The following is a 26819-nucleotide window of genomic DNA, read 5'->3' as shown; positions in this document are numbered from 1 at the left end:
AAGGTGACGAGAAGCGGAATTCAGGAGGTCAGCCAGGCGCGGAGTCGTTCTTCGCAGTGCAGGATCGCCTTCGTCTCCACGCGCTCGTCCACCTTGTGGGCCAGCAGGGCGTCGCCAGGGCCGTAGTTCACCGCCGGGACGCCGAGGGCGCTGAAGCGGGACACGTCCGTCCAGCCGAACTTCGGCATGGCGCGCCCGCCGACCGCCTCCATGAAGGCCGCCGCCGCGGGGTGGGAGAGGCCGGGGAGGGCGCCGCCCGAGAAGTCGTCGATCACGAACTCTTCGACGCCGCAGTCCTCGAAGACCTCCCGGACGTGGGCGATCGCGTCGTCCATGCTGCGGTCGGGGGCGAAGCGGAAGTTCACGGTCACCGTGCACGCGTCCGGGATGACGTTGTTGGCGACGCCGCCCTCGATGCGGACCGCGTTGAGGCCCTCGTGGTACTCGAGGCCGTCGATGACGGGCTTGCGGGGCTCGTACGCCGCGAGTTTGGCGAGAATCGGGCTCGCCGCGTGGATGGCGTTGGAGCCCATCCAGCTGCGCGCGGAGTGGGCGCGCTCGCCGGAGGTGCGGAGCAGGACGCGCAGGGTGCCCTGGCAGCCGCCCTCGACCTCGGCGTTCGACGGCTCCAGCAGGACCGCGAAGTCGCCGGTCAGCCAGTCGGGGTGGGCCCCGGCGACCTTGCCCAGGCCGTTGAGGTCGGCGGCGACCTCCTCCTGGTCGTAGAAGACGAAGGTGAGGTCCCGGTTGGGCTCGGGCACGGTCGCGGCGATGCGCAGCTGTACGGCGACGCCGGACTTCATGTCGGTGGTTCCGCAGCCCCACAGGACGTCGTTCTCGTCCAGGCGGGACGGGACGTTGTCGGCGATCGGCACCGTGTCGAGGTGGCCGGCGAGCACGACGCGCTCGGCCCTGCCGAGGTTCGTACGGGCCACGACGTTGTTGCCGTACCGGTCGACCGTGAGGTGCGGCAGGGCCCGCAGAGCGTGTTCCACCAGGTCGGCGAGGACCTTTTCGTCGCCGCTCACGGACGGGATGTCGACGAGCCGGGCGGTCAGCTCGGCGGCGTCCAGGGTGAGGTCGAGCTCGGATTCGGACATGGCTCTGACCCTAACGCCCCGGGCTGCGACGAACGTCCCACGTCCGGCCGGTGGACGCGTCACATGGCTCAAGTACGGTGGGCGGCGTGTCCAAGAGCGATCACCCCCGCCCTCGCCGCCGCCGGCCGCTGCTCAAACTCGCCGGTGCGTTCGTGCTGCTCGCGCTGATCGGCTATTTCGCCGTGCAGTACGACTCCACGAACGGCGGTGGCGGCGCCCCGCACTGCACGGCCGCCATGCGGACGAGTCCGGCCCTCGTCGACATGACCCCCGAGCAGGCGGGCAACGCGGCGACGATAGCCGCGGTCGGCGTGGCCAAGGGCCTGCCGGACCGGGCCGTGACCATCGCGCTGGCGACCGCGATGCAGGAGTCCGGGCTGCGGAACCTGCCCCACGGCGACCGGGATTCGCTGGGCCTGTTCCAGCAGCGGCCCTCGATGGGCTGGGGCACCGAGCAGCAGATCATGGATCCGGTGTACTCGGCCGGGATCTTCTACGAGCGCCTCGTCGCGGTGAAGGGGTACTCGCGGCTCCCGCTGACGGAGGCCGCGCAGCAGGTGCAGCTCAGCGGCTTCCCCCAGGCGTACGCGAAGCACGAGCCGGACGCGACCGTCCTGACGGCCGCCTTCGCCGGCGACGGCGAGCTGACGTGCGGCGGGCCCGCGCCCACCGCACCGGGCGACCCGGAGAAGGTGCGCACGGAGCTCACCCGGATCTTCGCAAAGGACAAGCTGCACTCCGCCCCCGCGCAGCCCCGCCGGACGCCGGTCGCGGGCCAGGAGGTCAAGGAGGCCGAGGTGACCTTCGTCGAGAAGCAGGACGGCGGCGCGTCCGCGGCGCGCGGCAGCAAGGCGATGGCGGGCTGGGCGGTGGCCAACTCGCGGGGCATGGGCATCGTGCGCGTTTCGTACGGCCCGAACGGCTGGGTGGCGGGCGCGGCCAAGGGCAAGTGGCAGCAGAAGGGCGGGAAGGGCGGCAAGTCGCGCTCCGGCGATCCCTACGGTGCCGAGCACGACGAGGTACGGATCTTCGTGGCCCGCTGACACGCCCGTCGCGCGGTGCGGTCGCGCGTACGAGACGTCCCCCGCACGGGGGTGACCCGACGGGCGGCCCGATCCACCCCCGGGAGGACGGAAGCCCTGGTCGGCGCCCATTCAATGGGCTTTTCCCGGAAGCCGATTAAACGATGCGTTACTGATCCTTTACCCGGTGGCTCCGCAACTCCACCCGCCCCCCGAGCGGTTGTACACGGCGTACTCAGCCGCTACCGCTTAGGAGCATCATGTCCCTCCCCCTGACCCGCCGGATCGCCCGTACCGCGCTGCTGCTCGCAGCCGGGGCAGCTCCCGTGGTCGGTGCGGCCGGCGCGGCCAGCGCCGCGGGCCTGGAGTCCGTGCCGCAGCTGGGCGCCCTCACCAGCCCGGACGCCGAAGCCACCGCGGGCGACGTGGTCGGCGCCGGTGAGGCCGCTGCCACCACCGCGACGGACACCGCCGCCAAGGCCGTACCCGGCGCCCCCGCCCAGGTCACCGACACCGCGGGCACCCTGCTCGGCGGGCTCCCGGCCAAGGGGCTGCCGACCGGGAACCTGCCGACCGACGCCGTGCCCGCCGGCGACCTCACCAGCGCGGTTCCCACCCAGGGGCTGCCGCTGGGCGGCCTCCCCCTGGGCGGCTGATCCGCCGCAAGCACGAACGCCGAGGGGCCGGGAGCACGAACTCCCGGCCCCTCGGCCTGTGCAGGGTGCGGACGGACCCGGCGCCGGATCAGGCGAGGCGCTTGACCGCCGCCTCGACGCGCTCGTCCGTGGCCGTGAAGGCGACGCGGACGAACTGCGCTCCCGCCTCGCCGTAGAAGTCGCCCGGCGCGGCCAGGATGCCCAGCTCGGCGAGGTGGGCGACCGTCTCCCAGCAGGGCTCGTCCCGGGTCACCCACAGGTACAGGCTGGCCTCGCTGTGCTCGACCCGGAAGCCGTGCGCCACCAGGGCCGCCCGCAGCGCCTCGCGCCGCGCGGCGTAGCGCACGCGCTGCTCCTCGACGTGCGCGTCGTCGCCGAGCGCGGCGACCGTGGCCGCCTGCACCGGGGCCGGGGTCATCATGCCGCCGTGCTTGCGGATCTCCAGCAGTTCGCCGAGCACGTCGGCGTCACCGGCGATGAACGCCGCCCGGTAGCCCGCCAGGTTGGAGCGCTTGGAGAGGGAGTGGACGGCGACGATGCCCTCGTACGAGCCGCCGCAGACGTCGTCGTGCAGGACGGAGACGGGCTCGGCCTCCCAGCCGAGCTCCAGGTAGCACTCGTCGCTGAAGAGCAGGATCCCGTGCTCGCGCGCCCAGGCCACGATCCGGATCAGGTCTTCCTTCGGGATGACCTTCCCGGTGGGGTTGGACGGGGAGTTGAGCCACAGCAGCTTCACGCCGGCCGGGTCGAGGTCCGCAGGGTCGTCGTAGACCACGGCTTCGGCGCCGCACAGCCGCGCCCCGACCTCGTACGTGGGGTACGCGAGCCGCGGGTAGGCGACCTTGTCGCCGGCGCCCAGGCCCAGCTGGGTCGGCAGCCAGGCCACCAGCTCCTTGGAGCCGACGACCGGCAGGACGTTGCGGTGCCCGGCGGCACTCGCGCCGAGGCGGCCCTGCAGCCAGCCGGTGATCGCGTCGCGCAGCGCGACGGTGCCCCACACCGTGGGGTAGCCCGGGGAGTCCGCGGCCGCGACGAGGGCGTCCTGGATCAGCCGCGGGACCGGGTCCACGGGCGTGCCGACGGACAGGTCGACGATGCCGTCCGGGTGGGCCGCCGCCGTCTTCTTGTACGGCTCCAGCTTGTCCCAGGGGAAGGCGGGAAGACGTGCGGATACTGCGGCCACGGTGTTCTCTGCTCTCTACTGGTGCTGGACGTGCTGGACGTACGGCCAAACGACTCGGTCCCGCGCGGCACGGGGGCCGTACGGGACCGGAGCACGCGTTCTGCCGTGTGGGGCAGTGGCCGTCAGTGGCCTTCGCCCATGGGCGGCAGTGCGGCGATGAAGGGGTGATCGCGCTCGATCAGGCCCAGCTTGGAGGCACCACCGGGCGAACCGAGCTCGTCGAAGAACTCGACGTTCGCCTTGTAGTAGTCCTTCCACTCTTCCGGAGTGTCGTCCTCGTAGAAGATGGCCTCGACCGGGCAGACCGGCTCACACGCACCACAGTCGACGCACTCGTCCGGGTGGATGTACAAGGACCGCTGGCCCTCGTAGATGCAGTCGACGGGGCACTCTTCGATGCATGCCTTGTCCTTGACGTCGACACAAGGCTCCGCGATGACGTAGGTCACGCTCTCGTTCCTCCTCGGTAGGGCTTTCCATATCGCGCGGGAGCGCGGCGTCGTCGATGCCCACGCCTAGTATCTCCGTTCCCGGGCACGATCCGAACAGGAGGGGCGGACAGAGCTGTGGAAATCACTGCCGGTGGGCTGCTGGAGATCCGTATCACCCCAGCTGACGTGGGTAAACGTGTCTCTGTACGACGGGTGGAGAGTGGCTCGAGAGGGTCACCGTCGTTCACCGACACGGTAGGGGTTCTCACATCCTGGAACCAGGGTGTGCTGACGATCACACGAAAGAGCGGCGAGTCCGTCCACATCGCGGAATCGGCGCTGGTGGCGGGCAAGATCGTACCGCCGGCCCCGGCCCGGCGGCGGGGTCCCGCGGCCTCTTTCGAGGAGCTGGCGCGCGTCGGGGCGCGGGCCTGGCAGCCGCTGGAGAGCGAGCCGCTGGGCGAGTGGACGCTGCGGGCGGCCGGCGGGTTCACCCGGCGGGCCAACTCCGTGCTGCCGCTCGGCGACCCGGGGGCCCCGCTGGACGAAGCACTCGCGCGAGTGACGTCCTGGTACGCGGAACGTGAGCTTCCGGCGTACGTCCAGACGGCGACGGGGGCGGTGGGCACCCAGGAGCTGCTGGGCGCGGAGCTGGAGCGCCGGGGCTGGGTGAACGAGGTGTCGGCGGAGGTCCGGATCGCGGCGCTTGCGCCGATCGCGGACGTGGACACCGCCGCCACCGCCCCGGAGATACGGCTGACCCGTACCCCGGACGAGGAGTGGCTCGGGCGGTACGGGCGGGTCAAGGACCCGGAGGTGGCCCGGCGGGTGCTCGTCGCGGGGCCGTCGGTGTGGTTCGCGACGCTGCCCGGACGGGCGATCGGGCGGCTGGTGGTGGACGGCCGGTGGGCCGGCTTCGCGGCGGTCGAGGTCGACCCGGAGCACCGGCGCGCGGGGCTGGGCACGGCGGTGATGGCGGTACTGGCCCGGCAGGCGCTGGAGGAGGGCGCGTCGGCGGCGTGGCTGCAGGTGGAGGCGGACAACGCGGGGGCGCGGGCGCTGTACGACGGCCTGGGCTTCGCGACGCACCACGCGTACCACCACTTCCGGGCGGCGCGATGAGCGCGGAATCCCGGGAGCGGTTCGCGCAGGAGGCCCGCTCGGAGCGGCCCGACCTGGCGCTGCTGTGCCTGCTGCTCGCCGCGGAGGCGGACCCGGAGCTGGACGAACGGGTCATGGACTGGGCGCAGATCGAGCTGGACCGGCTGGCGGGGATGCTGCCGTACGGACTGCGCGGCGGGAAGGCGTGGGCCTCGGCGGTCACCGAGCTGCTGGGCGGCCGGATGGGCTTCCACGGCACCCCCGCGGACTACGACCGGCTGTCGTCCTCGCTGCTGCACGAGGTGCTGCGGCGGCGCCGGGGCCTGCCGATCCTCCTGTCCGTCGTCTGGCTGGAGGTCGCGCGGCGGGCGGGTGCGCCGGTGTACGGGCTGGGGCTGCCGGGGCACTTCGTGGTGGGGTTCGGGGACCCGGAGGAGGGGCTGGTGGTGGACCCGTTCGCCGGGGGCGCCTCGCTGGGCGCCGGTCCGGCGGAGCTGGCCGCGGAGCCGCGGACGCCGGCCCGGACGCTGGACGTCGTCCTGCGGATCCTGAACAACATCAGGGCGTGGGCCTCGGCCCGGCCCGAGCAGTCGGGGGTGGCGCTCTGGGCGCTGGACCTGTCGCTGCTGCTGCCCTCGCATCCGGCGTCGCTGCGGTACGAGCGGGCCAAGCTTCTGGTGGAGCGGGGGGAGTTCGCCTCCGGCGCGGCGGAGCTGGAGGCGTACGCGGTGGTCGTCGACGCGATCGATGCGCAGGCCGCGGCCCGGATCCGCTCGGAGGCCCTGTCCGCCAGGGCACTGCTGAACTGACCCGGGCTCCGCGCCGGACCCGCCCCGCGCCTCAACCGCCGACGGGGCTGGAGGTGCTACAGCCAGCCCTTTTCGCGGGCCGTGCGGATGGCTTCTGCGCGGTTGCGGGAGGCCAGTTTCTGGATCGCCGTCGAGAGGTAGTTGCGGACCGTGCCCTGGGACAGGTGGAGGCGGGCGGCCAGTTCGGCGTTCGTCGCGCCGTCCTCGGCGGCGCGCAGGACCTCCCGTTCCCGGCCGGTCAGCGGGTTCGCGCCCTCCGCAAGGGCCGCCGCCGCCAGCGTGGGGTCGATGACGCGCTCGCCCGCCAGGACCTTGCGCACCGCCTCCGCCAGCTGCGCGGCCGGGGCGTCCTTGACCAGGAACGCCGAGGCCCCCGCCTCCATCGCGCCGCGCAGGTAGCCGGGGCGGCCGAAGGTGGTCAGGATGACGATCCGCAGGTCGGGGAGGGCGGCGCGCAGGGCGGCCGCCGCCTCTATCCCCGTCATGCCCGGCATCTCGATGTCCAGGAGGGCGACGTTCACGTCGTGCGCGCGGGCCGCCGACACGACCTCGTCACCGCGGGCGACCTGGGCCAGCACCTCGATGTCCGGTTCCAGGCCGAGCAGGGCCGCGAGGGCCTCACGGACCATGGACTGGTCCTCGGCGAGGAGGATCCGGATGGGTCGTGGGGTCATGATCCCGATCCTAGGGGGACTCGCGCCAGCAGCCGGAACCCCGTCTTGCCTGCCGGACCGGCGGTCAGCGTGCCGCCCACCGCCTCCAGGCGTTCGGTCAGGCCGGTCAGGCCGTTGCCGGGGGCCACCGGTCCGCCGCCGCCGTCGTCCGACACCATCAGCTCCACGAACCGGCCCGCCAGCGTCTGCCGGGTCTCCAGCGTGACCGTGCACCGCTTGGCCCCGCTGTGGCGGACCACGTTCGTCACCGCCTCGCGCAGCGACCAGGCCAGGGCGGACTCCGCCTCCTCCGGGAGGTCGTCCACCGGCTCCGCCGGAAGGTCCGCCAGCACGGCCGCCGCCGTCAGAGCGGTCCGCGCACCGGCCAGTTCGCCGGGCAGGGTCGCCCTCCGGTAGCCGCTCACGGCCTCCCGTACGTCCACCAGCGCCTGCCGGCCGACGCGCTCGATGTCGGCCACCTGCTGGGCCGCCGCCTCGGGCTGCGCGGGCAGCATCCGCCCCGCCAGCTCGCTCTTCAGCGTGATCAGGGACAGCGAGTGGCCCAGCAGGTCGTGCAAGTCGCGGGCCATGCGCAGGCGTTCCTCGTTCGCCGCGAGCTGCGCCACCGTGGCCCGGGCCTGGCGCAGTTCTATCGTGGTCTGGATCAACTTGCGGACCCCGACCATCGCGAACCCGCCCATCAGGGCCGGGACAACCAGCCCGGCCAGGTAGGCGTCCCAGCCGGGCAGCGCCGGGGCCACCACCATCATCAGCGCGGTCGCGCCCGGCACCGTCCAGCGGGAGATCTCCGCCGGCAGGGCGGCGCCGGAGGAGATGGATACGTACACGAAGAGCACGAGCCACTCGCGGCCCAGGGCCAGCGACAGCACCGTGGCCTGGGTGGTGAGCACCGCGACCGAGAACAGGACCCGGCGGACCGGCATCTGCCGGTCCGGGTGGAACACCAGCACCAGGTACCAGGCGACGAAGGCCGCGAGGCCCAGCCCGCCGAGCAGCCGGGCCCCGGTGCTGTGTCCCCCGCTGACCAGGTCGGTGACGGGGGCACTGAGGTAGAAGAGCCAGATGGTGATCCAAAGGCTCTTCACCACCTTGTGCGTGGCGGTTTCCGGTGCCCGTCCGATGCGGCCCAGGCCTTCGGATTCCTGCGTCAGTGCCACGGGTTCAAGCCTTCAGTGAGTCCTTGCGGTACAGCCAGGCGGCCGCACCGGTGAACAGTACGAAGTACACCGCCAGGATCGCCACGTCCTTCAGGTGCGGTGCGCCCCCGAGCTCGATGGCCTGGCCGAGGCCCGCGTACGCGCGGGTCGGCAGCCACTCGCAGATGTCCTGCAGCCACTGCGGGAAATTGGCCGTCGGCATCCACAGGCCGCCGAGGATCGAGAGGCCGAAGTAGCACAGCATCGTGATCGGGCGGACGGTGTCGCCGCTCGCGAGGTAGCCGATCGCGACGCCGAGGGCAGCGAAGACCAGGCTGCCGGCCCAGATGGACACGGTGAGGGCGAGCCACTGCCAGGCGTCGAACCGGACGCCCTTCACGCCCGCGGCGACTGCGAACACGACGAGGATGGCGGGCAGGGAGAGCACCCCGGCGCTGGCCGTCTTGCCCAGGACGTAGCCGCGGCCGGGCAGGGCGGTCAGCCGGAGCTGGCGGACCCATCCCTTCTCGCGCTCCTTGGCGATGCGCTCGCTGTTGCCCATCAGGACGGCCGTCAGGGCGCCGAAGGAGGCCATGGCGACCATGTAGAAGGCGGGCATGGTCAGTTCCGTGCCCATGACCTTCGTCGTGCCGTCCAGGGTGCCGCCGAGCATCAGGAACAGCGCGGCCGGGTAGAGGACGGTGAAGAACAGGTACTTCTTGTTGCGCAGGGCTCGGCTGATCTCCAGCTTGATGAGCCGGAGCGTTCCGGTGGTCGGCATTACTTGGCCTCCTCGGCCTCGGTGAGGGCGATGAAGGCCTGCTCCAGGCCCAGCCCGGCGACTTCCAGGTTCCGGGGGTAGAGCCCCAGGGTGTACACGGCGTGGACGGTGGCGTCGGCGTCGCGCGACTGGAGCCGAACCGTTTCGCCGTGGCGTTCGTACGAGGTCAGGTACGGGAGGGCGCGCAGCGCCGCCTCGTCCACCGGCGCGTCCGCGGCCAGGTCGAAGGCGATCCGGCGGGCCCCGGCCCTGGCCTTGATCTCGGCGGCCGTGCCGTCGGCGAGCAGCCGGCCCTTGTTGAGGACCAGGACCCGGTCGGCGATCGCGTCGGCCTCTTCCAGGTAGTGGGTGGCGAAGAGGACGGTGCGGCCCTGGGCGGCCTGGTGGCCCAGAAGGCCTGGCGGGAGGTGACGTCCATGCCGGTGGTCGGCTCGTCTAGGACGATCAGGTCGTTGTGTCCCGCGGTGGCGAGGGCGAAGCGGACGCGCTGCTCCTGGCCGCCGGAGAGCTTGTTGACCATGCGGTCGGCGATCTCGGTGATCCCGGCGCGGCCGAGCACCTCCTCGACCGGGTGGCGGCGGGGGTGCAGGGCGCAGCCGAGGGCGACGATCTCCCGTACGGTCACGTCCTCCATCAGGCCGCCGCTCTGCAGCATCGCGCCGACCCGGCCGGCCGCGACGGCCTCGCGCGGGGTGGTGCCGAAGAGCCGGACGCTGCCGGAGTCGGCGGGGCGCAGGCCCAGCAGCAAGTCGAGGGTGGAGGACTTGCCGGCGCCGTTGGGGCCGAGCAGGGCGACGGTCTCGCCGGGGTGGAGTTCGAGGGAGAGGCCGTCGACCGCGCGGACCGCGCCGTAGTTCTTGGTCACGTCGTGGAAGGCCACCACGGGGCCGGCGCCGGGTCCGGTGTCCTGTGCGGCGGTGGTGTGCGCCGAAGTCGTCGTCGTCATGACGGAAGATTCCCCCGTGCGGGGGTGCGCGCGGCAGTGTCTGGCGTCGTGAACGGCGGATGACGGATGTCATGCGGTCGGCGTGACGGCCCCTGCGTCCGGGCCCGCGGCGGACGTGGCGGAGCCCCCGCCCGGAGGTCGGACGGGGGCTCGGTGCGGCCCGGCCCCTAGTTGGGGTTGGTGTTGATGGTGGCGGTCCGCTCGGCCGTGGTCTTGCCGCGCAGGGCCGTGCCGAGGGCGCCGGCGACGTCCTGCGGGGTGACAGGGGTCTTCTCGCCGGTACCGCGCGTGATCAGGACGCCGTCGAAGGTGTTCCCGTACGTCGCCTTGAGCGCTTCCAGGTCGTACTTCTCGACCAGGTGCCCGTCCACGACCTGCATGCTGAGGATCTTGGGCAGGGACTTGGCCCCGAAGGGGATGGACTTGGTCCCGGCCTTGACCGTGGCGGGGGCGGACATCGCGGGCTCCGCGAACTCCTTCATGACCCGGTCGAGTTCGGCCTGGTCGATGACGGGGTTCTTGGTGGCGACGGGGAGTTCGACCGGGGCCGACTTGCCGGTGGCGACCATGTCGCGGAAGGCCTTCTTGACCAGGTCCGCGGAGGCGTCCGCGTCCAGGGTGGAACCGGGCTTGCCGGGGACGGCGACGGCCTTGCCCGTGTCGAACTTGATGGTGCCCTCGGTGGCGGTGCCGGCGGTTCCGGCCAGCTCCTGGAGCGCGACCTGGAGCTTCTCCTCGTCGATCGGCATCACCGGGTCCGCGATGCGCTCGTTGCCGAGGAGCGAGCCGATGACCGTGACGGGGTTGTAGTCGCTGCCCGCCGCGTTGCGGACGGTCGTCTGGGCGTCCAGGCTCAGGCCGGCCTTCTCGGGCTTGAGCTCGACCTGCTTGCCGCCGACGGCGAGCGTGAGCGGGGTCGCGGCCCGGTTGCCGAAGGCCGTCTGGAGCTTGCCGACGGCCTCGTCGCGGCTGCCGCTGATGTCGACGCCGAGGACGGTGGTGCCCTTGGGGACGTCGGAGTGGTTGAGGAGCAGCCCGGCGCCGTAGGCCACGCCGAGCAGGGCGATGAGGCCGCTGCCGAGGAGGACCAGCTTGGAGCGGCCCTTCTTGATCTTGGTCGGCGTTGCGCTGGCCGGCTTCGGGCGCGCGGGGGCGGCCGGTGCCGGAGCGGGGACCGGGGTCGGGACCGGCGGGAACGGTTCGTCCAGCTCCGGGCCGGGCCAGCGGGGAGCCTCGCCGCCGTGGGGGGCGCCGAGCGGGGCGGTGCCGAGCGCGGGGCCGCCGGTGGGGCCCGCCGGGGCGCCGGGGCCGCCGGGGCCCGCCGGGCCGACCGGGCCGCCGTACGCGGGGAACGGCTCGGTGACGGGGCCGCCGTCACCGCCGCCGTAGCCGGGGGGGCCCGGGGGCGTGCCGACGCCGGGGCCGCCGGGCCGCCGGGGCGCGAGGGGCGCGTCGGGGCCGGGGCCGCCGGTTCCGTAGCCGGGGCCGGCGGGAGCGGGCGGCCGGGCGAAGCCCTGGGCGGGCGTGTCGAAACGGGGACCGGCCGGGGCGGCCGTACGCGGGCCCGCGGGGCCGGGGACACCCGGGGCTCCCGGGGCGAAGCCGGACACCGGAGCGCCCGGAGCTCCCCCGGCGGGCGGCGCCGGGGTACGGGTGGGCAGCGCGGGCGCAGGGCCCGCCGCGGCCGGGGTACGGGTCGGCAGCGCGGGGGCCGGAGCGGGCGCGGGCGCCGCGGCGCCCGGCTTGCGGGGCGCGAACCAGTTGCTGGCCGGCTCCTCCGGCTCGGGGGCCGGCGCGGGCTCCGCCGCGGCCTGCTCGGCGGCGGCCTCGGCCTCGGCCTCCGGCTCGGCGGCGGCAGCCGCCACGGGCTTGCGTACGACCACCGGCGGGATCGGCCGCGAACCCGGGATGTTGATCCGGATCCGGGTCGTCAGGGTGGTCTCGGTCTTCGGCCCGTCGGTGTCGGGCGTGGACGGGTTCGAGGTCACAGGGTTCTCCTCCGAGGCAGTCGCCGCGCCGGGCCCGGACGGCACGGGCAGGGACGGGTGCTGGCCGGTTCCGTACGGCGGTGTACCCGAGGGGTAGGCGGCTCCACCGCGCCCCTGGGGCCCGGAGGACGAACTGTCGGTTTCACGACTCAAGGCAGGTTCTCCCGGTTGGCTCCGCCGCCCGCGTGCCGTGCGCGGGCAGCTCGGCGGCCCGACCACCATACTGGCCGTCGCCCTCGCGCAACTGTCCTGGGGGAATCAGGGGTTCCCCTTCGCTCCCTCCAAGGACCTTCCGAGCGGGCCGGGAGGCCCGGCCCAACCCCCGTGAACGCGCACCTCGACGGAGTTCAACGGCACGTCACTTGCCGGACTGCGCGGCCGAAACCGGCCCCTCGAACGGGCCGCGCAGCGTGGCACACATCACAGCCAGCACCGTCCCGCCCAAAAGGTAGGCGTACATACCGATTCCGGACGAACCGAGCAGGAAGTCCCCCTCGGGGCGCGGGACGCCGAGCAGCACGTACGCGAGGAACCAGCCGATCACACCTGCGCCCACCCCGAGCCCGGTCCCGACGGCGATCCGGCCGCCGAGGAACAGCCCGAAGAGCGCCAGCAGTCCCAGCAGCAGCCCGCCGGGGAACCACAGGTCCACGACGAGCCAGCCGGCGATGCCGGTCAGCACACCCGCCACCAACAGGCCGAGCAGGACGGCGATCCGCGTGGGCGTCAGGGTCCCGGTCATGCCTGCACCCCCGCGAACAGGTCGTGCTCGCGCTCGCCCGCCGGGGCGCCCGGCCGGCCCGCGGCCAGTTCGTAGTACTCGCGGGAGAACAGCGGCTGCGCGAGGTCGTTGGAGAGGGCGAAGAAGGGCCCCTCCACGGCGATCTGGGTGGCGTGGGCGCGCATCGCGGCAGCCTTGGCCGCCACGAACGCCCCGTCGGCCCCGATCTCGGCGGTGATCTTCTCGTCGGCGACGACACCGGGCACGTCGTCCGGCGAAGCCAGCCCCGGGAAGGGCAGCTTGGCCCCGGCCGCCTGCAGCCGGGCGAAGCCCTCCTCGACCACCGAGCGCGGGACCCGGTTCCAGTAGATCTTCCCGGTCTCCCACGGGTCGCCGAGGTCCCGGCGGTACGTGGCCTCCGCGGCCAGCTCCGCGCCGCGCATGGCGACCCGGTGGGCCTGGATGTGGTCGGGGTGCCCGTAACCGCCGTCGGGGTCGTAGGTGACGAGCACCTGCGGACGGACCTCGCGGATGACCTCGACCAGGTGGGCGGCGGCCTCGTCCACGTCGGCGGACCAGAAGGAGCCGGGCCGGCGGTTCTGCTCGGCGCCCATCATCCCGGAGTCCCGGAAGCGGCCGGGGCCGCCGAGGAACCGGTGGTCGGTGACCCCGAGTTCCTCCATGGCGGCGGCGAGCTCGCCGATGCGGTGGGCGCCCAGGGTGTCGTCGCGGTCGGGCGCCAGGTGGGCGAGCCCGGGCGGGATGACCTCGCCCTCCTCGCCGAGGGTGCAGGTCACGAGCGCGACGTGGGCACCCTCGGCCGCGTACTTGGCCATGGTGACGCCGTTGTTGATCGACTCGTCGTCCGGGTGCGCGTGCACCAGGAGAAGCCGACGGGCGGGAAGACCGTTCATGGGGCCAAGACTACGAGGACCGGCCTACAACTTGAGCCCACTGATCATGCTGGCCACGTTCGTGGTCAGCTGGCTGAGGGTCGGCGCGATGGTCGAACTCGCCAGATAGAACCCGAGGAGCACACAGACAACGGCGTGTCCCGCCTTCAGGCCCGACCGGCGGACCAGCAGGAAGACGACGATCGCCAGCAGCACCACGGCCGAGATCGAGAGTGCCACGGCGTTTCACCTCCACGTCGAGCGGACATCGGTACGCGTACTCGTACTCAGTGCTCGGCGGAGTCATACCCACCGTGCGCTACGGATCATAACTATCCGTACCAGCGCATCGATCGAATTCCGGCAGCACGAGGGGCGCACGCCGCGCATGCACAGGGTCACGGGGGAGGCCGGCCGGGGAGCCTGTACGCCTCCCCGGCCGGCTGTCGGCACCCGCACGGCCGCACGGGACCCAGGCTGCACGCCCCAGATCTCGGGACAGAAACGGTCAAGTTGCCTGCGTGTAAACCGCGTTGGCAGGAAATCGGCCCTGACGGAGCGAATCCGCGCGGGGTGGCCGGATTTCACCCCTCGGGAATGCGCCGGTCACTCCTTCACCGGCGGGGCCGCCGGGGCGGGAGGCGGGGGGAGCTCGCCGGGAGGCGGGACGACCTGCTTCTCCGCCGCGAAGTGGCAGGCCGAGGGGTGGGCCGCCGGGCCGGACGGGAAGGCCTCCGGGACGGCCAGCAGCGGGACCTCGTCCGTGCAGCGCTGCTGCGCCTTCCAGCAGCGCGTGCGGAACGGGCAGCCCGAGGGCGGGTTGGCCGGTGAGGGCACGTCGCCGGTCAGGATGATCCGCTCGCGGTGAGCGCGGGCCTGCGGGTCCGGGACGGGTACGGCCGACAGCAGGGCCTGGGTGTAGGGGTGGGTCGGATGGTCGTAGATCTGGGTGTCGGTGCCGATCTCCACCACCCGGCCCAGGTACATCACGCCGACCCGGTCGGAGATGTGCCGCACGATCGAGAGGTCGTGCGCGATGAAGACGTACGACAGGTCGAACTCGTTCTGGAGGCGTTCCAGCAGGTTGATCACCTGGGCCTGGACCGAGACGTCGAGCGCGGAGACCGGCTCGTCCGCCACGATGACCTCCGGCTGGAGCGCGAGCCCGCGGGCGATGCCGATGCGCTGGCGCTGACCGCCGGAGAACTGGTGCGGGTACCGGTTGATGTACTCCGGGTTCAGCCCGACCACGTCGAGGAGCTCCTGGACCTTGCGGCGCCGGTCGCCCTTCGGAGCCACCTCGGGGTGGATGTCGTACGGCTCCCCGATGATGTCACCGACCGTCATGCGGGGGTTCAGCGAGGTGTACGGGTCCTGGAACACCATCTGGATGTTGCGGCGGACGGCCCTGAGCGCCTTGCCGGACAGCTTGGTGATGTCCTCGCCCTTGTACGAGATCGCGCCGGCCGTCGGACGTTCCAGGTTGACCAGCATCTTGGCGACCGTGGACTTGCCACAGCCGGACTCGCCGACGATGCCGAGGGTTTCGCCCCGGGCGAGGCCGAAGGAGACCCCGTCGACCGCCTTGACCGCGCCGACCTGCTTCTTGAACAGGATGCCCCGGGTCAGCGGATAGTGCTTGACGAGGTCCCTGACCTCCAGGATGGACTCAGCCACCGAGGCACTCCTTCCAGAAGAAGCACGCGCTCGCGCGGTCCGGGCCGGCCTGCGCGAGCGGCGGGACGTCGGTGCGGCAGACCGCCCGCGCCATCGGGCAGCGCGGGTTGAAGGCGCAGCCGGGCGGGATGGCCAGCAGATTGGGCGGCAGGCCCTTGATCGCGTACAGCTCCTGGCCCTTCTGGTCCAGGCGCGGGATCGAGTCGAGCAGACCGCGGGTGTACGGGTGCGCGGGCGCGGCGTAGATCTCGTGGACGGGGGCCGCCTCGACGATCCGGCCCGCGTACATGACGGCGATCTTGTCGGCGACGTCCGCGACCACGCCGAGGTCGTGGGTGATGAGGATGAGACCCATGTTGAGCTCGCGCTGGAGCTCGGCCAGCAGGTCCATCACCTGGGCCTGGACGGTGACGTCCAGTGCCGTCGTCGGCTCGTCCGCGATGATCAGGGAGGGTTCCAGGGCCAGCGCCATCGCGATCATGATGCGCTGGCGCATGCCGCCCGAGAACTGGTGCGGGTAGTCCCCCACCCGGTCCTTCGCCGCCGGGATCTTCACCCGGTCCATCAGCTCGACGGCCTTGGCCTTGGCGGCCTTGCGGGACATCCCGCGGTGGACCTCGTACATCTCGCCCAGCTGGGCTCCCACGCTGAGCACCGGGTTCAGGGAGGACAGGGCGTCCTGGAAGATCATCGCCATGTCGGCGCCGCGGATCCTCCGCCGCTCCTCCTCCTTCATCTTCAGCAGGTTCCTGCCCTTGAAGAGGATCTCGCCGCCCGCGATCCGGCCCGGCGGCACGTCCAGGATGCCCATCACGGCCTGCGCGGTCACCGACTTGCCCGAGCCGGACTCGCCGAGCACGGCGAGCGTCTCGCCCTCGTCCACCGAGTAGTTGACACCGTTGACGGCCTTGGCGACTCCGTCCCGCGTACGGAACTCCACATGGAGGTCGCGGACTTCGAGCAGCATGTGCCCACTCCTCAGCGCAGCTTGGGGTCGAGGGCGTCGCGCACCGCGTCGCCGAGCATGATGAACGCGAGCACGGTCAGGCTCAGCGCGCCCGCCGGATAGAGCAGCATGTGCGGGGCGTTGCGGATCTGCGAGGCCGCGTTGGAGATGTCGATGCCCCAGGAGACGGTGGGCGGGCGCAGGCCGACGCCGAGGAAGGACAGCGTGGCCTCCAGGGCGATGTACGTGCCCAGGGCGATGGTGGCGACGACGATGACGGGCGCGACGGCGTTGGGCGCGACGTGCCGCAGCAGCATCCGGCCGTTGCCGGCGCCGAGGGCCCGGGCGGCCTGGACGTAGTCGTTCTGCTTGGCGGTGATGACGGAGCCGCGGCCGATGCGGGCGATCTGCGGCCAGCCGAGCAGGACGATGAAGCCGACGACCGGCCAGACGGTGGTGCTGGTGACCACGGACAGGAAGACCAGGCCGCCGAGGACGACGGGGATACCGAAGAAGATGTCCGCGACCCGGGAGAGCAGCGAGTCGCCCCAGCCGCCGAAGAACCCGGCGAGCCCGCCGAGCACCGAGCCGAGCAGGGCGGCGCCCAGGGTGGCGCAGACGCCGACGGTGATGGAGGCGCGGGCCCCGTAGACGGTACGGGTGTAGACGTCGCAGCCCTGGGTGTCGTAGCCGAAGGGGTGGCCCGGGGCGGAGCCCTGCTGGGACTTGGACAGGTCGCACTGCAGCGGGTCGCCGCTGGCGATGAGCTGCGGCCAGATCGCGATGATCACGAGGAAGAGGATCATCAGCGAGGAGATGATGAAGACGGGGTTGCGGCGCAGCTGGTGCCAGGCGTCGGACCACAGGGAGCGGGCCTTCTCGCCCGGGCCGGTGGGCGCGTCGCCGAGCTTCTTCTCGAGGCTCTCGGCCTCCTCGATCGCGAGGTCTATGGGCCCTCCCTGGCCGGTGGGTGCCATGGCCTCCCCCTCTGCGGGCTGCAGCGGGTCGAAGACGGGCTCGTTGCGCTCAGGCATAACGGATCCTCGGGTCCAGGACCGCGTAGAGCAGGTCGACGAGCAGGTTGGCCAGCAGGAAGACGATGACGAGGATGGTCACGAAGCCGACGACCGTCGGGGAGTTGTTGCGCAGGATGCCCTGGTAGAGCTGGTATCCGACGCCGTGGATGTTGAAGATCCGCTCGGTGACGATGGCGCCGCCCATCAGGGCGCCGATGTCGGTGCCGATGAAGGTGACGACGGGGATGAGCGAGTTGCGCAGCAGGTGGCGGGTGACGACCCGGTGGCGCGGCAGGCCCTTGGCGACGGCGGTGCGCACGTAGTCGGCCTTGACGTTCTCGGCGATGGAGGTGCGCGAGAGCCGGGTGACGTACGCGAGGGAGACCAGCGCGAGCACGATGCCGGGCAGGATCAGCTCGTTGAAGGGGGCGTCCGGGGAGACGGTGGGCCGGACCCAGCCCCATTCGACGCCGAAGAGGTACTGGAGCACATAGCCCGTCACGAACGTCGGTACGGAGATGACGACGAGGGTGAGCACCAGCACGCTCGTGTCGACGGACTTGCCCCGGCGCAGCCCGCTGATCACGCCGAGGGTGATGCCGATGACGATCTCGAAGAAGATCGCGACCATGGTCAGGCGCAGGGTGACGGGGAAGGCCGAGGCCATCAGCTCGGTGACGGGCTGGCCGTTGAAGGCCGTGCCGAAGTCGCCCTGGAAGATCTGGCCCATGTAGTGGAGGTACTGCTCCCACAGCGGGCGGTCGAGGTAGAGGTCCCTGCGGATGCGCGCGGCGGTGGCGGGGTCGGGCGCCTTGTCGCCGAAGAGGGCCGCGACCGGGTCGCCGAGCGCGTACACCATGAAGAAGATCAGGAACGTGCTGCCGATGAACACCGGGATCATCTGGAGCAGCCGCCGGATCACATAACGTCCCATGGACTGCTCCAGGATCGATCCGACGGAGGGTCAGCTGACCTTGATCTCGTTGTAGACGGGGACGCTGAACTGGTTGAGCGCCACGTCCGTGAGCCGCTCGGCGTAGCCGGCGCTGCCGTTCTGGTACCAGAGCGGGATGGACGGCATCTGCGCGACGAGGATCTTCTCGGCGTCCTGGAACTTCACGATGGCCTTGGCCGCGTCGCTCTCCTGGTTGGCCTCGTCGACGAGCTTGTCGAAGTCCGGGTTGCTGAACTTCCCGTAGTTGGAGGAGGCGCCGGTGTAGTAGAGCGGCTGGAGGAAGTTCTGGATCAGGGGGTAGTCGGCCTGCCAGCCGGAGCGGAAGGGGCCGGTCAGCTTGAAGGAGCTCTGCTGGTTGCGGAAGTCGGCGAAGGTGCCGATGGGGTTCACCGTGCAGACCGGGCCCTCGCCGAGCGCGTTGTTGATGCTGTTGCAGACGGCGTCCATCCAGTCGCGGTGCGAGCCGGTGTCCACGTTGGACGTCAGCGTGACCTTGCCGCCGGGGAGCCCCCCGGCGTCCTGGATGAGCTTCTTGGCCGCGGCCGGGTCGTACTTGCAGGCGTCGCCGCAGAGCGTGGCGCTGAAGCCGCCCTTCTCGCCGAGGGCCGGGGAGGTCCAGTCCTTGGCGGGGGTGCGGGTCTCGCGGAAGATCTGCTTGGTGATCTCGTCGCGGTTGATCGCCATGGAGATGCCGCGGCGGACGTTCTCCATGCCCTCCTTGCTCCACTGCGGGTCGTACAGCGGGAAGGTGAGGGTCTGGATGATGAGGGCCGGCTGGTTGATGTACCGGTCGCCGAGGTCGTTCTTGACGTTCTTCAGCTGCTGCGCGGGGACGTCGTCGACGAGGTCGAGGTTGCCGGAGATCAGGTCCGTGTAGGCGGTGTTGTTGTCGGTGTAGACCTTGAGGTCGACTCCGCCGTTCTGCGCCTTGTCCTCGCCCGGGTAGCCGGCCCAGGCGCGCAGCTTCATGCCGGTGCCCTTGGTGTACGAGTCCACCGTGTACGGGCCGTTGCCGATCGGCTTGTTCAGCCAGCCGGCGTGGTCGGTGAAGAAGGCCTTGGGCAGCGGGGAGAAGGCCTGGTAGCCGAGGGTCTCGGGCCACGTGGAGAACTTGTTCTTCAGGGCGACCGTGAAGGTCTTGGCATCCTTGACGACCAGCCCGGACATCGTCTTGGCCTTGGGCTGGCCGGACGCGGGGTGGACGTCCGCGTAGCCGACGATGTCGGAGAAGAACGGCGAGTTGTTCTGCTTGTTGCGCACGTCCGCGCCGTAGTTCCAGGCGTCCACGAAGGACTGCGCGGTGACCGGCTCGTCGTTGCTGAACTTCCAGCCGTCCTTCAGCGTGACGGTGAAGTTCTGGCTGTCGGTGGTCTCGATCTTCTCGGCGAGCATGTTGACGGCCTCGCCGGTCTTCGGGTCGTACCGCTTCAGGCCCCGGAAGAGCATGTCGAGGACCTTGCCGCCCTGCACCTCGTTGGTGTTGGCCGGCTCCAGCGGGTTCTGCGGGTCACCCCACGAGGAGCTGACGATCCCGGTGTCGCCACCACCGCCTCCGCCGCTGTCGCTGCCGCCGCCGCAGGCCGTCGCCACGAGGGCGACGGCCACTGCACATGCGGCCCACTGGGCCTGGATGGCTCCACGCATGGAGTGCCTCCTGTGACTCCTTCCCCCGGACGGATCCGGGGGACTTCTCACTCGGTTCCGTGGAACCTCGCGACGGCCAAGCCCTGACCGCTGCCCGAAGGCAGGGCCACAGCGTACCCGCCAATGTCACCCCATGTGTCGCTCCGTGCACTCCCGGTGAACTCGATTGCACCCCTGCGTCTCGTGCCTGTCACCCGCACGGGTGCAAACTCAGCTCCCAGGTGTCGACCGCGTAGTGCAGGCCCATGCCGTGCGCCTCGTAGAGCGCGAGGGCGCCGGTCTCGTTGTGGATGTCCACCCCGAGGGCCGACGGTGTCCCGGCCGCGGGCCGCGTAGGCGGCGAAGCCGTGGCGCAGCAGGAAGCCACCGATGCCGCGGCCGCGCAGGTCCGCCCGGACGCCGATGTGGCTGATCCAGCCCATGCTGGTGCGGTCGTCGCGGCTCAGCAGGACGCCCACGTCGCCCTCGCCGGGCAGGTTCGCGATCCAGACCAGCGACCAGTCGAGGCGGCGGGCGTCGAGGTGGTCCGGCCAGGCCTCGTACGGGCGCTGCGCGTGGCCGAAGTGGGCGGCGAAGGTCTCCTCCACCAGGGCGTGGGCCCGGCGGCGGTCGGCCTCGTCGGCGGCGCAGTCGCGCAGGGCGAGCCCCTCGGGCGGGGCGGGGACCTCCCCCCGGCCGCTCAGGGCGCGGGTCATCACCTGGTAGCCGCGGCCGGGCAGCAGGTCGGCGTCGAGGGTGGGCTTCACGTTGAGCTGGAGCCGCAGGGCGGCCTCCTGCGCGCCGGCGGCGAGCTCGCGGGCCCGGACCTCCATCAGCTCCAGCAGCCGGACGGCGGCCTCGCGGTGGCCGGGCAGCACGTAGTGGTCGGCATCGACCCTGCCGGGTCCGGAGTCGGTCCACACCAGGGCGTACGCGACGAGCCGGCCGCCCTCGAAGGCCGGCCAGGAGTCCCTCGCCAGGTCGACGTCGGGGTGGCGGAGGTCGGCCTCGACGGTCCCGAGGTCGGTCTCCGGTCTGCCGATCTCGAAGACGTCGACGGCGTTGAGCAGGGCGCAGATGTCGGACGCGTCGCCCTGCGGGCCGTACGGCAAGCATGCGCCGGCCCCGGTGGTCGTACGTGGTCTCGGCCATCCGGACGCTGTCCGCCCGGCCGCGGCGGCGCCGCAACTCCCTTTCGGCGTACCGCCGTACGCAAGGGCGTCGCGTACGGGGGCGCGTACGCAAGGGCGCCCGGGCCGGAGGAATCCGGTCCGGGCGCCCTTGACTGCGTACGGCGGTGCGGGATCAGACGGCCAGGATGGCCTTCTCCTCCGCGAAGTGGCACGCCGACTCGTGCGCGGCCGGGGTGTTCACACCCTGGAAGCGCGTCGGGATCGCCAGCAGCGGCTCCTCCGTGGCGCACCGCTCCTCGGCCTTCCAGCAGCGGGTGCGGAAACGGCAGCCCGAGGGCGGGTTGGCCGGGGAGGGGACGTCACCGGTCAGGATGATCCGCTCGCGGCCCTCGCGGGCCTGCGGGTCGGGGACCGGGACGGCCGACAGCAGCGCCTGGGTGTAGGGGTGCGTCGGGTGCTCGTAGATCTGGGCGTCGCTGCCGATCTCGGCCATCTTGCCCAGGTACATGACGCCGACGCGGTCCGAGATGTGCCGGACGATCGACAGGTCGTGCGCGATGAAGACGTAGGACAGGTCGAACTCGTCCTGGAGCTTCTCCATCAGGTTGATGACCTGCGCCTGCACCGACACGTCGAGCGCGGAGACCGGCTCGTCGCAGATGATGATCTCCGGGTTGAGCGCGAGGCCGCGGGCGATGCCGATGCGCTGGCGCTGGCCGCCGGAGAACTGGTGCGGGTAGCGGTTGATGTACTCGGGGTTGAGGCCCACGACGTCCAGGAGCTCCTGGACCTTGCGGCGCCGGTCGCCCTTCGGAGCCACCTCGGGGTGGATGTCGAAGGGCTCCCCGATGATGTCGCCGACCGTCATGCGGGGGTTCAGCGAGGTGTACGGGTCCTGGAACACCATCTGGATGTTGCGGCGGACGGCCTTGAGGGCCTTGCCGGACAGCTTGGTGATGTCCTGGCCCTTGTAGAAGACCTCGCCTGCGGTGGCCTTCTCGAGGCTCATCAGCAGCTTGGCGACGGTGGACTTGCCACAGCCGGACTCGCCGACGATGCCGAGGGTCTCGCCCCGGTAGAGGTCGAAGGAGACCCCGTCGACCGCCTTGACCGCGCCGACCTGCTTCTTGAACAGGATGCCCTGGGTCAGCGGGAAGTGCTTGACCAGGTTGCGGACCTGGAGGATCGGCTCTCGCTCGGTGGCGTTCTTGGTGAGCTCAGCCATGGATCTGCTCCTTCCAGAAGTGGCACGCGCTGCCGCGGCCGGGCAGCTCGGTGCCGTCCTGCTCGGTCACCGGGTGCAGGACCGGCACGTCGGTGCGGCAGATGTCCTGCGCCTTGGGGCAGCGCGGGTTGAAGGCGCAGCCCGACGGGATGTTCAGCAGGTTGGGCGGCAGACCCTTGATCGCGTAGAGCTCCTGGCCCTTCTGGTCCAGGCGCGGGATCGAGTCGAGCAGACCGCGGGTGTACGGGTGCGCGGGGCGGCTGTAGATCTCGTGGACCGGGGCGGTCTCGACGATCCGGCCGCCGTACATGACGGCGATCTTGTCCGCGACGTCGGCGACGACGCCGAGGTCGTGGGTGATCAGGATCAGGCCCATGTTCATCTCGCGCTGGAGCTCCGCGAGCAGGTCCATGACCTGGGCCTGGACCGTCACGTCGAGGGCCGTGGTCGGCTCGTCGGCGATGATCAGGTCGGGCTCGAGGGCCATCGCCATGGCGATCATGATGCGCTGGCGCATACCGCCGGAGAACTGGTGCGGGTAGTCGCCCACGCGCTCCTTGGCGGCGGGGATCTTCACGCGGTCCATGAGCTCGACGGCCTTGGCCGTGGCGTCCTTCTTGGACATGCCGCGGTGGACGCGGAACATCTCGCCGAGCTGGGCGCCGACGGTGTGCACCGGGTTCAGCGAGGACAGGGCGTCCTGGAAGATCATGGCGATCTTCGAACCGCGGATCTTGCGGTACTCCTCGGCCGGGAGCTTGAGCAGGTCCGTCCCCTGGAAGAGGATCTCACCGCCCGCGATCTTGCCGGGGGGCATGTCGAGGATGCCCATGATGGCCTGCGCCGTCACGGACTTGCCCGAGCCGGACTCGCCGAGGACCGCGAGGGTCTCGCCGGCGTTCACGGAGTACGAGACACCGTTGACGGCCTTGGCGACACCGTCGCGGGTGTGGAACTCGACGTGCAGGTCGCGCACTTCGAGCAGGGGGGTCCCCTCCGGCGCCGAGCGCGGCGCGGGGACGGTCGAGTTCTTGCTGATGGTAGTCAACGTACGCCCTTCCTCAGCGCAGCTTCGGGTCGAGGGCGTCGCGCACCGCGTCGCCGACCATGATGAACGCGAGCACGGTGACGCTCAGCGCGGCGGCCGGGAAGAGGAGCACGTGCGGGGCCTGCAGCCAGCGGACGGAAGCGTCGCTGACCATGAGGCCCCAGGAGATCTCCGGGGGCTGGACGCCGATGCCGAGGTACGACAGGGCCGCCTCGGCGGAGATGTACACACCCAGGCTGATCGCACCGACCACGATGACGGGGGCGATGGCGTTCGGCAGGATGTGCCGGAGCGTGATGCGGAGGGTGCCGGCGCCGAGGGCGCGGGCGGCGACCACATAGTCGTTGTTCTTGTTCTGCAGCACCGAGGAACGCATGATGCGGAAGATCTGCGGCCAGCCGAGGATCGCGAGCACCAGGGAAACCGTCCAGGCGTTGCCCGGCAGGGCGGACATGATCAGCATGCCGCCGAGGAGGAGCGGGATCGCGAAGAAGATCTCGGTGAAGCGGGACAGGAAGCTGTCCAGCATGCCGCCGGCCCAGCCGGCCAGCAGGCCGAGGGCACCGCCGACGACGACCACCAGCGTGGTGGTGACGATGCCGACGATCACCGAGTTGCGGGCCGCCCACACCGTACGGGTGTAGACGTCGCAGCCCTGGATGTCGTAGCCGAACCAGTGGTCGCCGCTCGGCTTCTTGAGCGAGTCCTGGAGCTTGCAGGCCGTGGCGTCGAAGGGGCTGCCGTCGGTGAACCACTGCGGGAACGCGGAGATGACCAGCATGCAGACGACGAGGAACGCACCGATCAGGAAGACCGGGTTGCGGCGCAGGTCGCTCAGGGCGTCGGACCAGAGGCTGGCCTCGCGGTCCTTCTTCTTCTTTCCGCCGTCCTTGACCGCGGCGCCGGCGGAGGTGGCTCCGGCGAGCTGGGTGTCGGTCATCGAGTCCTCCACCGTAGTTGTGTCACGCATAGCGGATCCTCGGGTCGAGCACGGCGTAGAGCAGGTCCACGAGCAGGTTGCCGATCAGGTAGACGAGGACGAGGATCGTCACACCGCCGACCACGACCGCACCCTGCTTGAGGTACACGGACTGGGCGAGCAGGCCGCCGACTCCGTGGATGTTGAAGATCCGCTCGGTGATGACCGCACCACCCATGAGGGAGCCGAGGTCGGCGCCCAGGAAGGTGACGATCGGGATGAGGGCGTTGCGCAGTGCGTGGTTCACGACGACGCGGCGGCGGGGCAGGCCCTTCGCGGTCGCGGTGCGGACGTAGTCGGCGCGCATCGTCTCCATCAGGCTGGTGCGCGTCAGGCGGGCCACGTACGCGAGGGACGTGGAGGCCAGGACGAACGCCGGCAGGAGGTAGGCGCGGATCCCGTCGTTCTCGTTGAACGAGACGGGGAAGAAGTCGATGCCCCAGTTGTTCTTCAGCTGCACGCCGAGGGTCAGCTGCAGCACGAAGCCGGTGACGAAGACGGGGATGGAGATGACCATCAGCGTGGAGATGAGCACCAGCTGGTCGAGGAACTTGCCGCGGCGCAGGGCGGCCATGACACCGGCCAGCACGCCGACGACGGCCTCGATGACGAACGCGACGAGGGCCAGGTTCACCGTGTAGGGGAACGCCTCGGAGAACAGGTCGAGGACCTTGCGGCCGGTGAGGGTCTCACCGAGGTCGCCCTGGAACACACCGGTGATGTAGTTCCAGTACTGCAGCAGGAACGGGTCGTCGAGGTGGTACTTGGCGCGCAGCATCGCCGTGACGAGCGGGTCTGCCTTCTTCTCGCCGGCGAGCAGCTGGATCGGGTCAGCGCCCGGCATGGCGAACGTCAGCGCGTAGATCAGGAACGTGGCGCCGATCAGTACAGGGATCGCCTGTATGAGTCGGCGGATGAGGTAGCGGCCCATCAGACCTCCAACAGAAGAACAGGGGGAAAGGGCGGGCAGACGGAAACCTGATTCCGCCTGCCCGCCCCCGGGATCCCCTTAGTGAAGAGGGGTGTTAGTTGAGCTCGACGTTCGCCAGGTCCATGCGGCCCTGGGCGTCGACCTCGACGTTCTTCACGGTCTTGGAGTAGGCCGAAGAAGACATGTACGTGAAGACCGGGATGTACGGCAGGTCCTTGATGATGATGTCATCGGCTTCCTGGTACAGCTTCTGGCCCTGAGCGGCGTCGGTGGCCTTGTCGGCCTCGGCGAGCTTCGCCTCGAACGCCTCGTTCACGTAGTGGCCGTAGTTGGAGCCGTTCTCGATCGCGACCTTCGAGAAGATCGGACGGAGGTAGTTCTCCGCGGCCGGGTAGTCCATCGACCAGGCCATGCGGAAGCCGCCCTTGTACTTCGAGGCGCCCAGGTCGTCCAGCATGTCGCCGAACTTGGCGTACGGCTTGGCGGTGACCTCGATGCCGAGGTTCGCCTTCAGCTGGTTGGCGACGGCCTCGATCCACTCCTTGTGGCCGCCGTCGGCGTTGTAGCCGAGCTCCATCTTGTTGCCCGGAACACCGCCCGCCTGGGTGTAGAGCTCCTTGGCCTTGGTCGGGTTGTAGGTCCCGGCCTCGCCCAGCGCGCCCTTGCGGTAGCCCGGGATGATCGGGCTGATGAAGTCGTCGGCCGGCTTGCGGGTGCCGTTGAAGATGGTCTTCGTGATGGCGTCCCGGTCGATGGCCATGGAGATGGCCTTGCGGATCTCCACCTTGCCGAACGCCTCGGGGTTCTGCTCCAGCGGGAGACCGATGTAGCCGACGCCGGACTCGGGCTTGTAGATGTAGCGGTCGCCGAACTCCTGGGAGACGGTGGCCATCGCCGAGATCGGGAGCTTGTCGACGATCTGGATGGTGTCGGCGCGCAGGTCGTTGTACGCCGTGTCCAGGTTGTCGTAGATCTTGAAGGTGACGCCGTCGAGCTTGGCGCGACCCTCGCCGGGGAACTTGTCGTACTTCTTGATCTTGATCTGCTTGTTGTGCTCCCAGGCGCCGTCCATCTGGAACGGACCGTTGCCGATCGGAGCCTCGCCGAACTTCTTCGGGTCGGCCTCGAACGCCTTGGGCAGCGGGTAGAAGGCGTTGTAGCCCAGCATGGTCTTGAACTGGGAGAACGGGTCCTTCAGGGTGACGGTGAAGGTCTTCTCGTCGACGACCTTCAGGCCCTTGAGCTCCTTGGCCGTGGGCTTCTTGTCCTTGCCCGGCGCGAGCTCGTCGGAGCCCTCGATCTTCGAGAAGAACGGCAGGCCCTCGGCCGCGTTGTCCTGGTTGGCGCCCCAGTTCCAGGCGCGGACGAAGGACGCGGCGTCGACCTTCTCGCCGTTGTGGAAGGTGTAGCCGTCCTTCAGCTTGATGGTCCACGTCTTCGAGTCCGTGGTGTCGATCGACTCCGCGACCGCGAGCTTCGGCTCGTTGGTCTTGTTGTCGTAGTCCACGAGGCCGACGAAGAGGGCGTTGAGAACCTCGGCGCCCTCGGACTCTGCGGTGTTCTGACCCACCAGGCCGTGCTGCGGCTCGCCGAGCACCACGGTGATGTTTCCGCCGGACTTACCGGCGTTCGAGTCCTTGCTGGTGCTGCATGCGGTGGCGGCCATCGCCACGATGACGGCACCCGCGACCCACTTGGCGCTCGTTGCTCCGCGCATGGGTAATTGCCTCCTCAGGAGTCACTGTGGATACGTGAAGGACCCGGCCCCGCTGACACCCCTGACAGCGAAATCCGGCCCCATCGTGTGTGCTCGTGAGTCGACGCTCCCCACAGCGTGTGACCCAT

The 26819-nt window shown here is 70.7% G+C and carries 24 protein-coding genes and 2 pseudogenes; 4 read left to right on the top strand and 22 right to left on the bottom strand.

What is annotated here, in order from left to right; translation table 11 throughout:
* Positions 1-20: 20 nt before the first annotated feature.
* Entirely contained in the window at positions 21-1100 is a 1080-nt protein-coding gene (gene dapE, locus IF09_RS0101450) for a succinyl-diaminopimelate desuccinylase (RefSeq protein WP_030291128.1), read from the bottom strand.
* A gap of 86 nt (positions 1101-1186) precedes the next feature.
* Here dapE and IF09_RS0101445 point away from each other — a divergent pair, with 86 nt between their 5' ends.
* Positions 1187-2143, top strand: a complete 957-nt coding sequence (locus IF09_RS0101445; protein ID WP_030291126.1) for a hypothetical protein — start codon at positions 1187-1189, stop codon at positions 2141-2143.
* A gap of 239 nt (positions 2144-2382) precedes the next feature.
* Entirely contained in the window at positions 2383-2778 is a 396-nt protein-coding gene (locus IF09_RS0101440; protein ID WP_030291124.1) for a hypothetical protein, read from the top strand.
* A gap of 88 nt (positions 2779-2866) precedes the next feature.
* Here IF09_RS0101440 and dapC read toward each other — a convergent pair whose 3' ends face one another.
* Both dapC and fdxA read right to left on the bottom strand, forming a co-directional pair.
* Positions 2867-3961, bottom strand: coding sequence for a succinyldiaminopimelate transaminase (gene dapC, locus IF09_RS0101435; RefSeq protein ID WP_030291121.1), 1095 nt, complete (start codon positions 3959-3961; stop codon positions 2867-2869).
* 122 nt (positions 3962-4083) lie between these two features.
* Positions 4084-4410, bottom strand: coding sequence for a ferredoxin (gene fdxA / locus IF09_RS0101430; protein ID WP_030291119.1), 327 nt, complete (start codon positions 4408-4410; stop codon positions 4084-4086).
* A 117-nt stretch (positions 4411-4527) separates the two neighbouring features.
* Between fdxA and IF09_RS0101425 the strand changes: the two genes are divergently transcribed.
* Both IF09_RS0101425 and IF09_RS0101420 read left to right on the top strand, forming a co-directional pair.
* Positions 4528-5514, top strand: a complete 987-nt coding sequence (locus tag IF09_RS0101425; protein WP_030291117.1) for a GNAT family N-acetyltransferase — start codon at positions 4528-4530, stop codon at positions 5512-5514.
* Positions 5511-6302, top strand: a complete 792-nt coding sequence (locus IF09_RS0101420; protein WP_030291115.1) for a transglutaminase-like domain-containing protein — start codon at positions 5511-5513, stop codon at positions 6300-6302. Before IF09_RS0101425 ends, IF09_RS0101420 begins: the two co-directional genes overlap by 4 nt.
* Before the next feature lie 56 nt (positions 6303-6358).
* Here the strand turns inward: IF09_RS0101420 and IF09_RS0101415 are convergent, their stop codons facing one another.
* From IF09_RS0101415 to IF09_RS0101325, 19 genes and pseudogenes are all read right to left on the bottom strand, one after another.
* Positions 6359-6976, bottom strand: coding sequence for a response regulator (locus IF09_RS0101415; RefSeq protein ID WP_030291114.1), 618 nt, complete (start codon positions 6974-6976; stop codon positions 6359-6361).
* Positions 6973-8133: a sensor histidine kinase gene (locus IF09_RS0101410; protein ID WP_030291112.1), complete on the bottom strand. Its 1161-nt coding sequence runs from the start codon at positions 8131-8133 to the stop codon at positions 6973-6975. The genes IF09_RS0101415 and IF09_RS0101410 overlap by 4 nt, the downstream gene beginning before the upstream one ends.
* A gap of 4 nt (positions 8134-8137) precedes the next feature.
* Positions 8138-8893, bottom strand: coding sequence for an ABC transporter permease (locus tag IF09_RS0101405; RefSeq protein WP_030291110.1), 756 nt, complete (start codon positions 8891-8893; stop codon positions 8138-8140).
* A pseudogene (locus IF09_RS39810) lies at positions 8893-9839 on the bottom strand (ABC transporter ATP-binding protein). The gene IF09_RS0101405 and the pseudogene IF09_RS39810 overlap by 1 nt, the downstream one beginning before the upstream one ends.
* A gap of 167 nt (positions 9840-10006) precedes the next feature.
* The gene (locus IF09_RS0101395) at positions 10007-11980 is read right to left on the bottom strand and encodes a peptidoglycan binding domain-containing protein (protein ID WP_030291108.1); all 1974 of its coding nucleotides are present in this window, start codon (positions 11978-11980) and stop codon (positions 10007-10009) included.
* Between the two features lie 205 nt (positions 11981-12185).
* The gene (locus IF09_RS0101390) at positions 12186-12569 is read right to left on the bottom strand and encodes a DUF6113 family protein (RefSeq protein WP_030291106.1); all 384 of its coding nucleotides are present in this window, start codon (positions 12567-12569) and stop codon (positions 12186-12188) included.
* Entirely contained in the window at positions 12566-13462 is an 897-nt protein-coding gene (gene mshB, locus IF09_RS0101385; RefSeq protein ID WP_030291104.1) for an N-acetyl-1-D-myo-inositol-2-amino-2-deoxy-alpha-D-glucopyranoside deacetylase, read from the bottom strand. The genes IF09_RS0101390 and mshB overlap by 4 nt, the downstream gene beginning before the upstream one ends.
* A 24-nt stretch (positions 13463-13486) precedes the next feature.
* The gene (locus IF09_RS0101380; protein WP_030291103.1) at positions 13487-13681 is read right to left on the bottom strand and encodes a hypothetical protein; all 195 of its coding nucleotides are present in this window, start codon (positions 13679-13681) and stop codon (positions 13487-13489) included.
* Between the two features lie 366 nt (positions 13682-14047).
* On the bottom strand, positions 14048-15118 hold the full coding sequence (locus tag IF09_RS0101375; RefSeq protein WP_037633628.1) for an ABC transporter ATP-binding protein: 1071 nt from the start codon (positions 15116-15118) through the stop codon (positions 14048-14050).
* Positions 15111-16085: an ABC transporter ATP-binding protein gene (locus IF09_RS0101370; protein WP_030291099.1), complete on the bottom strand. Its 975-nt coding sequence runs from the start codon at positions 16083-16085 to the stop codon at positions 15111-15113. Before IF09_RS0101370 ends, IF09_RS0101375 begins: the two co-directional genes overlap by 8 nt.
* A gap of 11 nt (positions 16086-16096) precedes the next feature.
* Complete coding sequence (locus IF09_RS0101365) at positions 16097-17041, bottom strand: ABC transporter permease (RefSeq protein ID WP_418953010.1); 945 nt, start codon at positions 17039-17041, stop codon at positions 16097-16099.
* A gap of 49 nt (positions 17042-17090) precedes the next feature.
* On the bottom strand, positions 17091-18014 hold the full coding sequence (locus IF09_RS0101360; protein WP_030291095.1) for an ABC transporter permease: 924 nt from the start codon (positions 18012-18014) through the stop codon (positions 17091-17093).
* Positions 18015-18044: 30 nt separating this feature from the next.
* Entirely contained in the window at positions 18045-19679 is a 1635-nt protein-coding gene (locus IF09_RS0101355; RefSeq protein ID WP_030291093.1) for a peptide ABC transporter substrate-binding protein, read from the bottom strand.
* A 190-nt stretch (positions 19680-19869) separates the two neighbouring features.
* Positions 19870-20770: pseudogene (locus tag IF09_RS39805) on the bottom strand (GNAT family N-acetyltransferase).
* 193 nt (positions 20771-20963) lie between these two features.
* Entirely contained in the window at positions 20964-22016 is a 1053-nt protein-coding gene (locus IF09_RS0101345; RefSeq protein WP_037633625.1) for an ABC transporter ATP-binding protein, read from the bottom strand.
* On the bottom strand, positions 22009-23064 hold the full coding sequence (locus IF09_RS0101340) for an ABC transporter ATP-binding protein (protein ID WP_030291089.1): 1056 nt from the start codon (positions 23062-23064) through the stop codon (positions 22009-22011). Before IF09_RS0101340 ends, IF09_RS0101345 begins: the two co-directional genes overlap by 8 nt.
* A gap of 13 nt (positions 23065-23077) precedes the next feature.
* Entirely contained in the window at positions 23078-24034 is a 957-nt protein-coding gene (locus IF09_RS0101335; RefSeq protein ID WP_030291087.1) for an ABC transporter permease, read from the bottom strand.
* Positions 24027-24974, bottom strand: coding sequence for an ABC transporter permease (locus IF09_RS0101330; RefSeq protein WP_030291085.1), 948 nt, complete (start codon positions 24972-24974; stop codon positions 24027-24029). Before IF09_RS0101330 ends, IF09_RS0101335 begins: the two co-directional genes overlap by 8 nt.
* 94 nt (positions 24975-25068) lie before the next feature.
* Positions 25069-26691 (bottom strand): peptide ABC transporter substrate-binding protein, encoded by a 1623-nt coding sequence (locus IF09_RS0101325; RefSeq protein ID WP_030291083.1) that lies wholly within the window; start codon positions 26689-26691, stop codon positions 25069-25071.
* Positions 26692-26819: the final 128 nt, after the last annotated feature.

Source organism: Streptomyces katrae (assembly GCF_000717655.1).
In the GTDB taxonomy this organism is placed as follows: Bacteria; Actinomycetota; Actinomycetes; order Streptomycetales; family Streptomycetaceae; genus Streptomyces; species Streptomyces katrae_B.
This window is presented reverse-complemented; position numbering and strand designations above follow the sequence as displayed.

Excerpts from the sequence above, each read along its gene's own strand:
- IF09_RS0101355 (WP_030291093.1), bottom strand. The coding sequence starts at position 19,679 with ATGCGTGGAGCCATCCAGGCCCAGTGGGCCGCATGTGCAGTGGCCGTC.
- IF09_RS0101440 (WP_030291124.1), top strand. The coding sequence starts at position 2,383 with ATGTCCCTCCCCCTGACCCGCCGGATCGCCCGTACCGCGCTGCTGCTC.
- IF09_RS0101415 (WP_030291114.1), bottom strand. The coding sequence starts at position 6,976 with ATGACCCCACGACCCATCCGGATCCTCCTCGCCGAGGACCAGTCCATG.
- IF09_RS0101335 (WP_030291087.1), bottom strand. The coding sequence starts at position 24,034 with ATGCGTGACACAACTACGGTGGAGGACTCGATGACCGACACCCAGCTC.
- IF09_RS0101370 (WP_030291099.1), bottom strand. The coding sequence starts at position 16,085 with ATGCTGCTCGAAGTCCGCGACCTCCATGTGGAGTTCCGTACGCGGGAC.
- IF09_RS0101420 (WP_030291115.1), top strand. The coding sequence starts at position 5,511 with ATGAGCGCGGAATCCCGGGAGCGGTTCGCGCAGGAGGCCCGCTCGGAG.
- IF09_RS0101330 (WP_030291085.1), bottom strand. The coding sequence starts at position 24,974 with ATGGGCCGCTACCTCATCCGCCGACTCATACAGGCGATCCCTGTACTG.
- dapE (WP_030291128.1), bottom strand. The coding sequence starts at position 1,100 with ATGTCCGAATCCGAGCTCGACCTCACCCTGGACGCCGCCGAGCTGACC.
- IF09_RS0101365 (WP_418953010.1), bottom strand. The coding sequence starts at position 17,041 with ATGGCACCCACCGGCCAGGGAGGGCCCATAGACCTCGCGATCGAGGAG.
- IF09_RS0101390 (WP_030291106.1), bottom strand. The coding sequence starts at position 12,569 with ATGACCGGGACCCTGACGCCCACGCGGATCGCCGTCCTGCTCGGCCTG.
- IF09_RS0101345 (WP_037633625.1), bottom strand. The coding sequence starts at position 22,016 with ATGGCTGAGCTCACCAAGAACGCCACCGAGCGAGAGCCGATCCTCCAG.
- IF09_RS0101405 (WP_030291110.1), bottom strand. The coding sequence starts at position 8,893 with ATGCCGACCACCGGAACGCTCCGGCTCATCAAGCTGGAGATCAGCCGA.
- mshB (WP_030291104.1), bottom strand. The coding sequence starts at position 13,462 with ATGAACGGTCTTCCCGCCCGTCGGCTTCTCCTGGTGCACGCGCACCCG.
- IF09_RS0101360 (WP_030291095.1), bottom strand. The coding sequence starts at position 18,014 with ATGGGACGTTATGTGATCCGGCGGCTGCTCCAGATGATCCCGGTGTTC.
- IF09_RS0101325 (WP_030291083.1), bottom strand. The coding sequence starts at position 26,691 with ATGCGCGGAGCAACGAGCGCCAAGTGGGTCGCGGGTGCCGTCATCGTG.